This window comes from Fusobacterium sp. (assembly GCF_030528405.1).
Taxonomy (GTDB): domain Bacteria; phylum Fusobacteriota; class Fusobacteriia; order Fusobacteriales; family Fusobacteriaceae; genus Fusobacterium.
Genome location: NZ_JAUMYY010000039.1, coordinates 1 through 14,868, shown reverse-complemented (window position 1 = coordinate 14,868; position 14,868 = coordinate 1). Strand labels below are relative to the sequence as shown.

The 14,868-nt window shown below is 24.9% G+C and carries 12 protein-coding genes and 1 pseudogene; 8 read left to right on the top strand and 5 right to left on the bottom strand.

The window, feature by feature from the left end; genetic code table 11:
* Positions 1–86 precede the first annotated feature (86 nt).
* Genes Q4A58_RS06760 through rfbD form a run of 6 tightly spaced genes read left to right on the top strand, consistent with a single transcriptional unit; the run spans position 87 to position 6,207 of the window.
* Positions 87–725 carry a DapH/DapD/GlmU-related protein gene (locus Q4A58_RS06760; RefSeq protein WP_303117737.1) on the top strand — a complete coding sequence of 213 codons (639 nt, stop codon included), beginning with the start codon at positions 87–89 and terminating at the stop codon, positions 723–725.
* A 21-nt stretch (positions 726–746) separates the two neighbouring features.
* Entirely contained in the window at positions 747–1,940 is a 1,194-nt protein-coding gene (locus Q4A58_RS06755) for a glycosyltransferase family 4 protein (protein ID WP_303117735.1), read from the top strand.
* Positions 1,937–3,016: a glycosyltransferase gene (locus Q4A58_RS06750; RefSeq protein WP_303117733.1), complete on the top strand. Its 1,080-nt coding sequence runs from the start codon at positions 1,937–1,939 to the stop codon at positions 3,014–3,016. The genes Q4A58_RS06755 and Q4A58_RS06750 overlap by 4 nt, the downstream gene beginning before the upstream one ends.
* A 14-nt stretch (positions 3,017–3,030) precedes the next feature.
* Positions 3,031–4,101, top strand: coding sequence for a glycosyltransferase (locus Q4A58_RS06745; protein WP_303117732.1), 1,071 nt, complete (start codon positions 3,031–3,033; stop codon positions 4,099–4,101).
* A complete protein-coding gene (locus tag Q4A58_RS06740) occupies positions 4,098–5,306 on the top strand; it encodes an O-antigen ligase (protein WP_303117730.1) in 1,209 nt (402 codons plus the stop codon). Before Q4A58_RS06745 ends, Q4A58_RS06740 begins: the two co-directional genes overlap by 4 nt.
* 4 nt (positions 5,307–5,310) lie before the next feature.
* Positions 5,311–6,207 (top strand): dTDP-4-dehydrorhamnose reductase, encoded by an 897-nt coding sequence (gene rfbD / locus Q4A58_RS06735; protein ID WP_303117728.1) that lies wholly within the window; start codon positions 5,311–5,313, stop codon positions 6,205–6,207.
* A 126-nt stretch (positions 6,208–6,333) separates the two neighbouring features.
* On the opposite strand, the gene Q4A58_RS06730 is transcribed toward rfbD, so the two are convergent.
* Positions 6,334–7,329, bottom strand: coding sequence for a hypothetical protein (locus tag Q4A58_RS06730; RefSeq protein WP_303117726.1), 996 nt, complete (start codon positions 7,327–7,329; stop codon positions 6,334–6,336).
* Between the two features lie 354 nt (positions 7,330–7,683).
* Here Q4A58_RS06730 and glmS point away from each other — a divergent pair, with 354 nt between their 5' ends.
* Positions 7,684–9,507, top strand: coding sequence for a glutamine--fructose-6-phosphate transaminase (isomerizing) (glmS, locus tag Q4A58_RS06725; RefSeq protein ID WP_303117724.1), 1,824 nt, complete (start codon positions 7,684–7,686; stop codon positions 9,505–9,507).
* 19 nt (positions 9,508–9,526) lie between these two features.
* On the top strand, positions 9,527–11,284 hold the full coding sequence (locus Q4A58_RS06720; protein ID WP_303117722.1) for an aminopeptidase P family protein: 1,758 nt from the start codon (positions 9,527–9,529) through the stop codon (positions 11,282–11,284).
* Positions 11,285–11,311: 27 nt separating this feature from the next.
* On the opposite strand, the gene Q4A58_RS06715 is transcribed toward Q4A58_RS06720, so the two are convergent.
* The 4 genes and pseudogenes from Q4A58_RS06715 to Q4A58_RS06700 form a co-directional block, all read right to left on the bottom strand.
* Entirely contained in the window at positions 11,312–11,617 is a 306-nt protein-coding gene (locus Q4A58_RS06715) for a cell division protein SepF (RefSeq protein WP_303117721.1), read from the bottom strand.
* A gap of 106 nt (positions 11,618–11,723) precedes the next feature.
* Complete coding sequence (locus Q4A58_RS06710) at positions 11,724–12,689, bottom strand: bifunctional oligoribonuclease/PAP phosphatase NrnA (protein WP_303117720.1); 966 nt, start codon at positions 12,687–12,689, stop codon at positions 11,724–11,726.
* 18 nt (positions 12,690–12,707) lie between these two features.
* Positions 12,708–14,555: an HPr(Ser) kinase/phosphatase gene (gene hprK, locus Q4A58_RS06705; protein ID WP_303117719.1), complete on the bottom strand. Its 1,848-nt coding sequence runs from the start codon at positions 14,553–14,555 to the stop codon at positions 12,708–12,710.
* A gap of 18 nt (positions 14,556–14,573) precedes the next feature.
* A pseudogene (locus Q4A58_RS06700) lies at positions 14,574–14,868 on the bottom strand (hypothetical protein); the annotation flags it as partial.

The window sequence follows — 14,868 nt, the reverse complement described above, 5'->3', positions numbered from 1 at the left end:
AAATTAAAAAACTTAAATTTATTAAAAAAATTAAAGAAATCAAAAAAACTTTAAGAGAAAAAGGCTGGAAAATATAAGGAGAATAAATGTATAAAATTCATTTAAAGTATCTAGTAAATTTTAATTTAATAAAAACTAAATATTATAAAACTAAAAATAATTTAGTATTATTAGGAAAACTAAAAAATAATAAAATTAAAATCTCTGGAGACAATAATTACCTTTATATAGGAAAAAACTCTATTGTCAGAAACACTAACATTATAATCAGAGGAAATAATAATGAATTATATATAAGAGATAATTGCACCATAGAAAATAGTCAAATTATCTTTGATAATGAAAATTCAAAAATATTAATTGGTAAGAATGTGTCTATAGCAAAAGCATTGATTGTTTCTTTAGAACCTTTTAAAATAAGTATTGGAGATAATTGTATGATTTCCTATGAAGTTGAAATAAGGAATACAGACTCTCACATGATTTATGATATAAATACTAATAAAAGAATTAATGAAGGTGCTGAGGTAATAATTGAAAATAGTGTTTGGATTGGAGCACACTCAGTTATTTTAAAAGGAGTAAAAATAAACTCCAATTCAATAATTGCTGCTGGAAGTATTGTAAGCAAAAATGTAAATTCTAATACAATAGTTGCTGGAAATCCAGCAAAAGAAATAAAAAATAATATTTATTGGACAAGAGAAGAAGTAATGAAACGTTAATAATAATTTTAGGTGAAGATAATGAAGAAAAGATTTTTACATATATCTGAAGAATTTGAATATACATGGATAGGTAAAGACAATGGTATGATTCCTATCTATATGCAAATGACAAATAAATATAGTAGTTCAATTTTGACTTGTAACTTAAAAAAAGATCTCCCTGATTCAATACGAGGTATTACTTTTATAAAGGTAAAAAGATTTTTTAATTTTTTACCTAATTTCGCCTACTCTATAAAATTGATTAGAAGAATTAATCTTTTTAAATATTTAATAAAAAATGCTAAAAAAATAGATATTTTAATGTTATTTCATATTTCAAGATGTAGTTATTGGTATTCTTATCTTTATAAAAAAATCAATCCTAAGGGAAAAATTTATGTGAAAGCTGATTTCAATTTAAATGTATATACAAAAGAAGTTAGTATTATAAATTCTTCTTTTAAAAATTTAAGAGAGTTTTTTAGAAAAAAGCGTGAAACCAAAGAATATAGAAAAAGAAAAGCTTTAGTAAAAATTGTCGATTTAATAAGCTATGAAACAATTGAAGCATATGAACAAATGAAAGACGAATATGCTGGTATTGATACAAAAGGAAAAACTATATATCTTCCAAATGGTTATGATGATAAATTTATTGAAAAAATTACAAAAAAATCTTTAAAAGAAAAAGAAAATATTATTTTAACTGTTGGTAGACTTGGAACTAAAGAAAAAAATACAGAATTACTCTTGGAAAGTTTAAAAGAAATTGAGCTAAAAAACTGGCAAGTTATATTAATTGGATCAATTGAAAAATCTTTTATTCCTTTCAAAGATAAATTTTTTAAAGAAAACCCAAAACTTAAAAACAAAATAATATTTACAGGTCAGATAAATGATAAAGAACTACTTTATAACTATTATAATAGAGCAAAAGTCTTTGTTCTTCCTTCAAGATGGGAAAGTTTTGGAATAGTTATGTTAGAAGCAATGGCATTTGGAAATTTTATTATAACTTCAGATACTTGTGCTGCAAAAGACATTACAAATAATGGAAAAACTGGAAAAATTATATCTATTGATTCAAAAGAAGAACTAAAATTAGCATTAAAATCAGTAATTAATGAAAATATAAATCTGGAAAAAAAATATAAAGAAACTTTAAAATATGTTACAAAATTTAAATATTCAGTTTTAATAAATACTTTAGATGAGAGGATACAAGGATGATAAAAATAGGTTTTTGTATTAGAAATTTATATTTAGGAGGTATAGAAAAGTTATTATCTGAATTAATTCTTTCACTTTATCAAGAGAATAAATACGAAATTAGCTTACTAACTAAAGAGAAAACAGACACTTATTTATTTAATTTAGTCAAGGATAAAGTAAAAATTTTTTATTTAGTTGAAAATAATTCTAAAAAAACTTTTTTATCTAAATTTATAAGTTCTATAAAAAAAAGAAAAAGACTCTATGAATTCTCAAAAAACTTAGATATTGTTATTGACTTTTCAAATGGAGATTTTTATAACTATGTTAGAAGAATACAAAATAAAAAAAAGATTGTATTCATACATTCTAGTTATGAATTCTTGAAAAATACTACTCCTGTTGAGAAGATTTTATCAAAATATGACATAATAGTAACAGCAGGAATTGGTGTATTTAAAGAAATGGCTAAAAATAATATTAAAAATCTTTATAACTTAGAAAATATGGTTGATTATTCCAATATTGAAAAAAAATTAAAAGAAAAACTAGATATAAATTTTGAAATTAAAGAAAATTATTTTTTAACTGTATGTAGATTGTATGAAAAGCACAAAGATGTTAAAACTCTGATAGAGGCTTTTTCCTTATATACTGGAGATGAAAAATTAATAATAGTTGGTGAAGGACCAGATAGAAAAAATTTAGAAAAATTAACAAAAGAAAAAAAACTAGAAAATAGAGTTATTTTTCTAGGTGCCATTACGAATCCTTTTGTTTTAATGAAAAATGCAAAAATATTTATTTTATCTTCAAAAGTAGAAGGTTTTGGACTGGTATTAGTAGAGGCTTTATACTGTGGAACTAAAGTTATTTCTTCTGATTGTCCTGTTGGTCCAAAGGAAATACTCGAAAATGGTGAAATTGGTGAGTTGTTTGAAACAGGTAATCCAAGAGATTTATTAGAAAAATTAAATACTAGTATTTCAAAAAAATATGATAATGATAAAATAAGAAATTCTCTTGATAAATATTCAAAAGAAAATTATATAATTGGTTTTAATAATTTAATAAATAAAGTTTTATTCAATTAAAAGAGGGAAAATAGATGAAAAAAATAGGTTTTTGTATTGATTCCTTAGAAATGGGAGGAGCAGAAAAATTATTAGTTGATATTATTAATGCATTGTATGAAACCAAAGATTATGATATTTCGCTTTTAACCAAAGTTAAAAGTAACTCATACTTTTATAATTTAATAAAAAATAAAGTAAATTATTTTTATCTTTTTGAAGGTGAAAAAAAAGATAGTATATTCTTTAAACTAAAAAACTCTATAGAAAAATCTAGAAATTTTAAAAAATTTACAAATAGTGTTGATATAGTAATTGATTTTTTAGATGGTGATTTTCACAAATATATTAAGTCTTTAAAAAATAAAGAAAAAATTATATGGCTTCATCTAAGTTTTAAAAAACTTCAAAAAAATAAAAAAATTGATACCAAAATAACTTCTTATGATAAAATAGTTGTCATTACTGATGCAGCAAAAAATGAAATTTTAACGGAAAGAATAAATATTAAAAATCTCTATAAAATTCCCAATTTTATTGACTACAAAGTTATTGACAATAAGTTAAACGAAAATTTTAAAATAGATCCAACTTTATTAAAAGAATATTTTTTAACAGTTTGTAGGTTAAATGAGGAGCAAAAAGATGTGAAAACTTTAATTGAGGCTTTCTCCAATTATCAAGGAGAAGAAAAACTCATTATAGTAGGAGATGGACCTGATAAAAAAAATTTAGAAAAACTTGTGAAAGAAAAAAAACTTGAAAATAAAATTATATTTCTTGGAACTTTAAATAATCCTTATATTCTAATGAAAAATTCAAAGTTATTCATTTTATCCTCAAAAGTAGAAGGCTTTGGCTTAGTTTTACTAGAGGCATTATATTGTGGTACTAAAGTTATTTCTTCTAATTGCCCTGTTGGACCTAATGAAATACTTAAAAATGGAGAAATTGGGGAACTATTCGAAGTAGGAAATTCTGAAAGTTTATTAAAAAAGATTAATAAATCTCTTTTAACAGAATACAATGAAACTGAAATTAAAGATTCTATTAAAAGATATACAAAAGAAAATTTCATTAAAAACTTTAAGGAGTTATTAAAATGATAAAAGATGGAAAAAAGATCATTGAAAATATTTTTATTTTTTTATTCTTTCTTTATTTATTTTTTTTATCTAGAAGAGGTGGTAATAGTAAAGATAAAATTTCTGTACTATTGATGATAACTGTTATTTTTTATTCACTTAGATATAAATATTATGAAAAATACTTACTTTATAAAAAAGAGATTGTTTCTGGAATAATATATATAGTTTTAGTAATTCTTTCATATTCTTATTCTGATATAAAAAATAATGATAGATTGTATATTCTTACCCATGCAACCTTATATAGTATAGGATTTTTTCTTGTTATCTTGAACTATAATTTAGAAAAAAAATATTTAAAATATATTTTTATAATATTATTTTTATTAACATTACCTCCTATTTTTCGTGGTTTAATTGATTTAATAAGGAACTATGAAATATTAGATTTGTATAGGTTAGAAGGAAGAACCTATACAACATCTTATGCTTTGGAGTTAGGAATATATTTTATAATTATTCTATTTATCTTATGTTACTATAAAAATAAATATATAAGGTTTCTATCATTTTTTTATATTTTAATAATAGTTGTTTTAATCATAGGAACTCAATCAAGAAATACATTTTTAATGTTACCTATAAGTTTAATTTTTATTGCATTTTTGGTAAATTATAAAAAAGGAATTATTATTTTTATAACACTTATGATTGGAATAATAGCGTTAAAAGAACCTTTGGATATTAAGGCTATTAATAGAATAAATAGTACTATTACTTCTATAGAAAAAATTCAAACTGATGCTAGATTTTTATTATTTAAAGAAGGCATAGAAATAAGTAAGAAAAATATCTTAAAAGGAGAAGGATTCTTTAGTTATAAAGGTATTAAAGGTGAAGAAAGGTTAGTACAAAAACATGGACATTATCATAATATTTTTATTGAAACTGCTGTTACCCAAGGAATAATTACGTTAATTACATATATTTTATTTTTATCTCTACTATTTTACAGACTAATAAAAAATTATTTTACAGAGAAGGACGAATTAAAAAAATATATAAAATTAATGACTGTGGCTGTCTTTATATTTGCACATCTATATGGCTTAGCTGAACCTATATTTTATTTTGAAAAGCTATATCAATTAATTTTTACAATTATCACAATCAGTATAATTATAGATACACAAAATGATAAAATTATAGAAGAAGGAAGGTAAAAAAATGATATTATTATTAGGAGCAGAAGGACAACTTGGAAAAGGCTTTAAAAAACTATTTACAAAATTAAACCTAGAATTTATAGCTATAGATATAAATGAATTGGATATAACAAAAAAAGAAATAGCAAAAAAATATATTTTAGATACACATAAATTTAAAAATATTTCTACAATAGTAAACTGTGCTGGATATAATGATGTTGATAAGGCGAAAGAAGAAAAAGAAAAATGCTTTAAAGTCAATATGGAAGCTGCTGTTAACCTAGCTTTAGTCGCTATGGAAATTGGAGCAAATTATTTTACATATTCTACTGACCATATTTTTAATGGGCAAGTTGAAGATTACTTATATAATAATAATTTAGGTTTTTCTGAAACAGATGAACCTACTCCTCTTTCAAATTTTGCTCAGTCAAAGTATGAAGCTGAAGTTTTAGTAAATCAAGCTATTCAAAATATAAGTACTGGCTCTAAAGTATATATAGTAAGAGCCTCTTGGGTATTTGGAGAAAGCATTAATAACTTTATAGAAAAAATAATCCGTTCTAGCAAGGAGCATGATGAAATTTTTGTGGTGGATGATCAAATTTCTTCACCTACATATGCTGCTGATTTAGCTGAATTTAGTTGGAAACTGTTGAAAAATAATTCAAATTCAGGTATATATCATTTTACAAATGATGGAATAGTCTCTAAATATGATTTTGCTAAATATATCTTAGAAAAACTCTCTTGGCAAGGAAAATTAATACCTATTAAGACAACTGATATTCCATCAATAGCCAAAAGACCTAGTTTTAGTAAATTAAATTGTAAAAAAATAAAAGAAACTTTGAGTGAAGGCATACCTCATTGGAAAGATGCTGTAGACAGATACTTTAAAGAAATTCATCAATAATTGGCATTAAAAATATATCTTTACCAAATGATACAGTAAGTTAGAGTAATATACGTTAACACCAAAAATAATCTCCCAAAAAAGTTGTTACAATTTTTTATATGTAACACTTTTTTTGTTTCTGTTTTAATGTGCCTGAACATAATTAAAAATCTCTTCTAAAAATCCATCAACAGAATATTTATTTATAATATCTTCATCTATTTTATGATACTTTTCTTTAAAAAAATGAAAAGGGATATTTTTTATATCTTCAATACTCTTTAAAATAAAAATATTATTAGAGTTATAAAAATCATAATTTACAATATCTACATTGTCTGTTATTATTTTAGTTTGAGTCGCTAGTGCTTCAAAGCAACGAAGAGTTAACCCTTTTTGCTCTTTATAACTTATATCTATAATAACCCTTGAATTTTTTATTTTATTCATATTTTCTATATAGCTTATTTTTTTATTCAATTCTAATTTTTTTGTTATAATGATAGACTTATCTTTCAAATCATTATATATTTTAATAAAAAGATTTAAGTTTTTATTTTTTAAATTTTTATAAATTTTCTCAAGATAGATTAGTCTTTTTTTTTCTCTAAGCTGTCCGATATAGTATAAATCATATTTTCTTTTGGTATATTCAATCAAATCTTCTCTAAAAGAATCTATAAAATAACTAGCTCTAAACTTAAAGCCATATTTCTCACAATCCTTCTTATCAAATGAAAAAATGTAATCAAAGGCATCATAATTATTTTTATATGGAGAATAGTCTAATTTATCCCATATAAACAATATAGTTTTTATATTAGGCATTCTATCTTTTAATTCCCTTATAAAATTTTTAGAAAATTCTCTTGAAATTACAAAAAAATAATCAAAAGAACAATCAAAATTATTTAATTTTTTTCTATAAAATTTTTTACACTCCTTATCATATAAATTTTCAATAAAATTATTTGTGTATATCTTTTTCCTAAAATTTTTTATTATTTTATAGAAAAAGCTTCTTTCACTCCTATCAGGTAAATAATCAGATATAAATTCTACTCTTTTAAATCTATTTTTTAGTTTAGAAATAAAAAAATCCTTTTCTTCTTTTCTAACTGTTGAAAAAAGTATATTCATCTATAACTAACTCCTTTTTAATGTCTAAGAAAGTACAATATAAAATAAATTTTAGCTATATTTTTTAATATTATAACATAATTTATAAATTTTTATATGTACAAAAATAGTGATAATATTAAAAAGTTGCTAAAAATATCAAATTATAATATAATTTTTAAAGGAGATTAAAATAATATAGCGCCAGAACTTGAATTAAAGTTGACGAGGATTGGAATTTATCGAAATTTCGGCGGATATTCCAAAGGTGGCTACATCCGTTATTTACAAATATACAAAGAAATTTGTAGGACAAAACAATAACAGTAGCAATCTCCTAAATTTGTACATTAAAAATATGATAGGAGGTTTTTTATGTGTGGAATAATTGGATATTCTGGAAGCAGTGAAAATGCTATAAAAATTATACTAGAAGGTTTAGAAAAATTGGAATACAGGGGATATGATTCAGCTGGTATAGCTTTTATAGAAAATAATAAAATTACAACAGAAAAAAAAGAAGGCAAATTAGAAAATTTGAAGAATCATCTAAAAAATTTGGAAGTAAATTCTAATCTAGCAATAGGTCACACTAGATGGGCAACTCATGGCATACCAACTGATAAAAATTCTCATCCACATTTTAGTGAAAAAAAAGATGTTGCTCTTGTTCACAATGGGATTATTGAAAATTATTTGGACTTAAAAAAAGAATTGCTGGAAAAAGGTATTAATTTTAGTTCTGATACTGACAGCGAAGTTGTGGCTCATTTATTTTCTTTAATTTTCGATGGCAATTTATTTTCAACTTTAAATAAAGTTATAGACAAAATTAAGGGTAGCTATGCATTAGCTATTATCCATAATAAATTCCCTAATACTATGATATGTTGCAGAAATCACAGTCCACTTATAATAGGCTTGGGAAAAGAGCAAAACTTTGTTGCTTCAGATATTTCTGCCATATTAAAATATACTCGTGACATTATTTTTCTAGAAGATGGAGACAAAGCTATTATTGAGAAAGATAGCGTAAAAATTTTTGATTTAAATAACAATGAAGTCAAAAGAGAAATAAAAAAGATTGAATGGAATTTTGAACAAGCAACAAAAAATGGCTATGAACACTTTATGATAAAAGAAATTGAAGAACAACCAGAAATTATTGAAAAAACTTTAAATATTTACACAAATAAAAATTTCGATATAAATTTTGATGAACAATTGAAAGGAATAAACTTTCAAAATATAGACAGGATATATATAATTGCCTGTGGAACAGCTTTTTATGCAGGTTTACAAGGACAATATTTTATTAAAAAAATATTAGGATTAGATGTATTCACTGACATTGCTTCTGAATTTAGATATAATGATCCTATTATTAATGATAAAACTCTTGCTATTTTTGTAAGTCAATCTGGAGAAACTTTAGATACTTTACTCTCTATGAAATATGCTAGAGAAAGAGGGGCAAAGACCTTAGCTATTTCAAACGTATTAGGCTCAACCATAACAAGAGAAGCTGATAATGTCATCTATACTCTAGCTGGTCCTGAAATTTCTGTCGCCTCAACAAAAGCTTATACTTCTCAAGTCTTAATTTTGTATCTTCTATCTCTGTATATGGGAGTAAAATTTAATAAAATTAAGGAAGAAGAATACATTAAATACATTGAAGATATATCAAATTTAAAAATTAATATAAAAAAAATTATAAAAAATAGAGATATTATTAAAGAAATTGCAAAAAAAATTAAAAATTGTAAAAATGGTTTTTATTTGGGTAGAGGTATAGATGAAAAAATTGCCAGAGAAGGAAGTTTAAAAATGAAAGAAATAAACTACATTCATACGGAATCTTTACCTGCTGGAGAATTAAAACATGGAAGTATAGCTCTTATTGAAGAGGGAGTGTTAGTTGTTGCTCTGTCAACAAATTTAGACTTAGATGACAAAATTGCTTCAAATGTTAAAGAAGTAAAAGCTAGAGGTGCTTATGTTATAGCAGTTATAAAAAAAGGGAGTTCTGTTTCTAGTTCAGCTGATGAATATATAGAAGTAGAAGATTCTGGTAAACTTTTAACTCCACTAGCTACAGCTATAGTGTTACAATATTTAGCTTATTACACGGCCCTTGCAAAAGGTCATGATATGGACAAACCAAGAAATTTAGCAAAATCTGTAACTGTTGAATAAAATTTTGAAAGGAAAACCTATGGAAGTCAATGAAAAAATTAAAGCTTGTCAAAAACTTATGGAAGAAGAGAAAATAGAGGCTTATATAATAAATACAGCTGATTACCATCAAAGCGAATATATAGCTGATTTTTTTAAAGGAAGAGAATTTTTAACCGCTTTTAGTGGATCAGCAGGTACATTAATTATATTTAAAGATGAAGCCTGCCTTTGGACAGATGGAAGGTATCATATACAGGCCGAAAAAGAAATTTCAGGTACTGAAATCAAACTCTTCAAATCAGGGCAACCAGAAGTTCCAAGCTACATTGAATATTTAACTTTTAAATTAAAAGAAAATTCAACCTTAGGTTTTGATAAAAAATTGATAGTAACATCAGATGTTTTAAATATACTATCTACTAAGAAATTTAAAGTAAAGAATTTTGATCCTTTATCTGTTATTTGGAAAAGAAGACCTAAACTACCAAATGGAAAAATATTTATTTTAGAGGAAAAATACAGTGGAAAGTCTTACAATGAAAAAATTTCTGAAATTAGAGGAGATTTAACTAAAAAAAATATAGATTTTAATATTATTTCTAGTTTAGATGATATCGCATGGATATATAATATAAGAGGAAATGATATTGAGAATAATCCAGTTAGTTTAGCCTTCTCAATAATTTCAAAAGATTGTAGTTTTCTCTATATTAATAAAACGAAATTAAATAAGACCTGCCTGAAATATTTTTCAGATAATTTTATACAAATTAAAGATTATTTTGAATTTTTTGAAGATATAAAAAAACTAAAAGGTAATATTCTAATTGATTTTAATAAAACTAGTTATGAAGTTTACGAATCAATAGTGGAAAAAGCTAAGATATTAAATGCCTTAAATCCTAGTACTCACTTAAAAGCTTCTAAAAATAAAATTGAAATTGAAAATACAAAAGAAGTTCATATTCAAGATGGAGTTGCTCTGACAAAATTTATGTACTGGTTAAAAAACTCTTATAAAATAGAAGAAATAACTGAATTATCAGCTGCAGAAAAAATTGATAGTCTTAGAAAAAATACTCTGGGTTTTTTAGATAAAAGTTTTAATACTATTTCTGCTTTTGCTAAAAATGCAGCTATAATACATTACAGAGCGAATGAAAAAAGTAACACTAGAATAAAAGATGGGATTTTTCTTCTTGATTCGGGTGGTCAATATTTAAAAGGCACTACTGATGTAACAAGAACTTTTTTCTTGGGTAAGGTTCCTAAAAATAAAAAAATAGACAATACTCTTGTTTTAAAAGGCATGCTAGCACTAAGTAGAGCTAGGTTTTTATCTGGTGTTACAGGCACAAATTTAGACATATTAGCTAGACAATTTTTATGGGAAAATTCTTTAGATTATAAACATGGTACAGGACATGGAGTTGGACATATTTTAAATGTACATGAGGGACCTCAAAGTATAAGAATGCAATATAATTCTAAAAAACTTGAAGAAGGCATGATTTTGAGTAATGAACCTGGAATATATATAGAAAACTCTCATGGAATTAGGATAGAAAATGAATTATTGATCAGAAAATTTTCGGAAAACGAACATGGAAAGTTTTTAGAATTTGAAACCTTAACTTTTGCTCCTATAGATTTAGATGGTATAGTCAAATCAATGCTGACTCTACAAGAAAAAATTCAATTAAACAAATATCATCAAGAAGTTTTTCAAAAACTAAGTCCTTTTTTGAATAGGAAAGAAAAAGCATTTTTGAAAACTTACACAAAAGCAATATAAAATTAGGGCTGTTAAACAGCCCTAATTTTATCTTTTAAATGAAGGTATTATTTCTTCTTCTTCATTATAATTGCTTTCTCTTTGTGAATCATTTATATATGTTTTTCCATTTGGTATAGAACAGAAAATTTTATTTCCAACATTTACTATTTCTGCACTTGTTATATATATAGCCCCTGTAACATAGTCAAGAACCCTTCTAGAATCTTTATCATCCAGATGAGATAAATTTATACAAACTATTTTATCATCTTTTATATAACCAGCACATTTTACACAATCCTCAAACTTTTCTGGTTTTACAAACACTATATCTGCATTTTCTATAGCCATACTTCACCTCACTATATTTTACTACCTTTAAGAATACACTTTTTTTTAAATTAATTCAAGTTATTTTTTAGAAAAGCTCACAAATTTTAAGATTTTTTATAAAAAATTATAGTTTTTCTAAAACTATTTTTAAAATATCTTTTGCTGAAAGAGAACTTGAAAAGCCAGCTGCTTTGTAATGTCCGCCTCCACCAAAAACATTTGCAACTTTATTCACATCTACATCATATTTACTTCGCATACTTCCTTTAATTTTTCCATCATTTTCTTCTCTTAAAAATAGTGATACCTCAGCTTCATTATAAGAGAGTATCTTTTCAACTAGGCCTTCAGTATCTTCTTTTTTAGCAGCATACTTTTCCATAGTTAAGTTATCAATATAAATATAGGAAAGCTTTTTTTCTTTAAAAAATTTAAAATTTTTTAATGCTTCTCCCATTATTTTTAGAGCCTGATAGGAATTAGAATTTAAAAAATTATTTACTATATAGTTATTATCTACTCCTAAGGCAACTAAATCAGCTGCCATTAAGAAAACTCCTCTATTAACATTACTATGAGAAAAATTTCCAGTATCGTTTACAAGTCCCAGATATAAGGCTTCTGCTATTTCTTTTGTAAAATTATAATTATGAAATTTCATAAAATTATAAACTATTTCAGATGTTGAACTTGAATTTCTTATTACACAATTTATATCTGCATATTCTGGATTACTTATGTGATGGTCGATACAGATAGTTCTTTTGGCATTAACTCTTTCAAAAATTTTACCTGTTCTTTCTTTTGTTGCGGAATCCAAATAGATTAAAAGATCTACCTTAAACACCTCTTCCCCTCTATACTGTTCTATTTTCTCTGAAAATTTTAAAAACTTAGTTGTATAGGGAATATCATCTTGGAGAATAAATCTGATATTTTTATCTGGATATCCATCTATTAAAGTCAATAGTAAAGCTAGACCTGAGCCCACTGCATCACCATCTGGATTTATATGTGCCGTCAAAATTATACTTTTTGCTTTTTTTATTTCATCATTTATTTCAAAAAAAATATTTTCGTACCCTTCCATATTTCCTCTCTCTATTTCTTATTTTTGACCTAAAATTCCTGACATATGGTCCATAACTATTACTTCTACCATAGCAGCTGCATTTCTACCTGTTGATATCTCTAAAATTTTCTTCTTTACTGAATTACCTAACATCTCTTCTATAGTAGTATTTTCAGTAGGAGTACTCATATAATCTGTATTTTCTATTCCTTTTAATTCGATTATTAAATCTAAACGTTTTGTTATTCTAACAGCACTCAAACCATATAAAGTTTTTATATCTATTATTCCTAAACCTCTTATTTCCATAAAAAATGGAATATCAGCAGATTTCCCTATTATATCACCTTGGGTATCCTTATAGAATCTAACTATATCATCTGAAATGAGCCTATGCCCTCTATGGATTAATTCAAGTGCAGTCTCACTTTTTCCTATTCCACTCTTTCCCGTTAAAAGGACTCCGAAACCAAAAAGTTCTACAAAAACGCCATGTACACTTACAGTTTCAGAAAAATATGAATCTAAATAGTTATTAAAATTGGCAATTATTTGTGATGATTTTTTATACGGTGCTATAGCTAAAATATGTCCACTTTCCTTAACTGCGTCCATAAAATATTTAGGAGCTGTAAAACCACTTGTTAAAACTATAAATGGAAAATCATAACTTAAGTACTTCTTTAAATTATTTATTCTCTCATTTTCATCCAAACTTTCTAAAAATTTAAACTCTACATGAGAAAAAACTTGAATTCCAATTTCTTTTGCTTCAGATATTAAATCAAAGAAGCCTATCAGTGAAAGAGAAGGTCTATAAATATTAGTTGATTTTATAAAGGTATTTTCTAATCTTTCTTCTCCATAAATGAGTTGTAAATCAAATTCATTAAAAATTTTGTTAACCGATAATTTCTTTTCACCTGTCATAATCTTACCTTCTTTTCTATCTTGTATAAGTTCTTGAGATTTTTTTAAAAAATAAAGTGGTGTATTAAGTCCCATCTTTCTTAATCTATAATTTAGAGCAGCTGTTTCTATTATCACTGCTAAATTTCTTCCTTTCCTAACTGGCAGAGTAATTTTTCTTATTTTTTCACCTACAAATATTTCAAACTCTTCATCCAAGCCAAGTCTATCATAAAATTTTTTATCATCCCATTTTTCTAAAACAATTAATATATTGATTAATTTTTCTTTTCTTGTTGCCTTAACTCCAAAATGTGTTGTTATATCTATATAGTTACCTCTAAAGTCTTCTAAAAGAAAATGTGCATTACTATCTCTCTTTTTTTGATTATAACCTATAAGTTCTCTTTCTCCAGTTCTTCTTATAACTACATTTTTATCTGTTATCATTCTATGTCCATGTGAAATGAGTTCCATCATAATAGCTTTTCTTGTATCCAATTCTCCTGTAATTAAAACTCCCACTCCATGTATTTCCAATAAAGAATGTTCTGGATAAACTTCTTCAACTGAAAGTGCTTTAGATAGAAAAAATTTTAACTTTCTTATAGTTACTGATGCCTTCTCTTTACTTTTAAGAACATTTTTATTAAATTTTTTGGCATAAAATAAAAATTCTTCTGTCACTGCTGCATCTTTTGAAAAAATAAGTGCTGGAAAAGATAAAGACATATAAGCAGAAATTATTTTATCTCTTCTTTCCTTATCAAAAGTTTCTATATAAGTTGACTCTTTTAAACCACAAATATTTATATATTTATTTAGCTCATCACTATCTCTTTCCAAAAAACCTACAAGCTCATAGCCGATTTGATATAAATTAGAAATATCCAATTTTATATCTAAATTACCTTCATTAATAACAATTAAATCTAACTTTTCTGCTATCTCCCTAACTGTAGTAAATGTATGCATTGTGCCTCCAAATATCTTTTATATTCCTGGTATATAGAGCCCTTCAACTTCTCTTATTTCATTTTTTATCTGTTTTTCTCTTTTACTATCTGTTAATGGCTCTACAACTTCTTTTTTTGTTGATTTTATAGTTGATGTAGATTCTGTCTGTTTTTTTACTTCTTGATTTTCTTTAGCTTCATCTTCCTTTGCTTTTTCTTTTGCACTCCCTTCAGTTAAATTTTCAATCTCAGGTTTCTTTATTTTTTTTATTTCTTCTTTTACTTTTTCTTTTTTTATACCTTCTTTAATATCCACATTTTTATTTTCTTCA

What these genes read in the sequence shown, in the direction of transcription:
- Q4A58_RS06710 (WP_303117720.1), bottom strand. Translation starts at nt 12,689, where the DNA reads ATGGAAGGGTACGAAAATATTTTTTTTGAAATAAATGATGAAATAAAA.
- rfbD (WP_303117728.1), top strand. Translation starts at nt 5,311, where the DNA reads ATGATATTATTATTAGGAGCAGAAGGACAACTTGGAAAAGGCTTTAAA.
- Q4A58_RS06755 (WP_303117735.1), top strand. Translation starts at nt 747, where the DNA reads ATGAAGAAAAGATTTTTACATATATCTGAAGAATTTGAATATACATGG.
- Q4A58_RS06745 (WP_303117732.1), top strand. Translation starts at nt 3,031, where the DNA reads ATGAAAAAAATAGGTTTTTGTATTGATTCCTTAGAAATGGGAGGAGCA.
- Q4A58_RS06715 (WP_303117721.1), bottom strand. Translation starts at nt 11,617, where the DNA reads ATGGCTATAGAAAATGCAGATATAGTGTTTGTAAAACCAGAAAAGTTT.
- Q4A58_RS06750 (WP_303117733.1), top strand. Translation starts at nt 1,937, where the DNA reads ATGATAAAAATAGGTTTTTGTATTAGAAATTTATATTTAGGAGGTATA.
- Q4A58_RS06730 (WP_303117726.1), bottom strand. Translation starts at nt 7,329, where the DNA reads ATGAATATACTTTTTTCAACAGTTAGAAAAGAAGAAAAGGATTTTTTT.
- glmS (WP_303117724.1), top strand. Translation starts at nt 7,684, where the DNA reads ATGTGTGGAATAATTGGATATTCTGGAAGCAGTGAAAATGCTATAAAA.
- hprK (WP_303117719.1), bottom strand. Translation starts at nt 14,555, where the DNA reads ATGCATACATTTACTACAGTTAGGGAGATAGCAGAAAAGTTAGATTTA.
- Q4A58_RS06740 (WP_303117730.1), top strand. Translation starts at nt 4,098, where the DNA reads ATGATAAAAGATGGAAAAAAGATCATTGAAAATATTTTTATTTTTTTA.
- Q4A58_RS06760 (WP_303117737.1), top strand. Translation starts at nt 87, where the DNA reads ATGTATAAAATTCATTTAAAGTATCTAGTAAATTTTAATTTAATAAAA.
- Q4A58_RS06720 (WP_303117722.1), top strand. Translation starts at nt 9,527, where the DNA reads ATGGAAGTCAATGAAAAAATTAAAGCTTGTCAAAAACTTATGGAAGAA.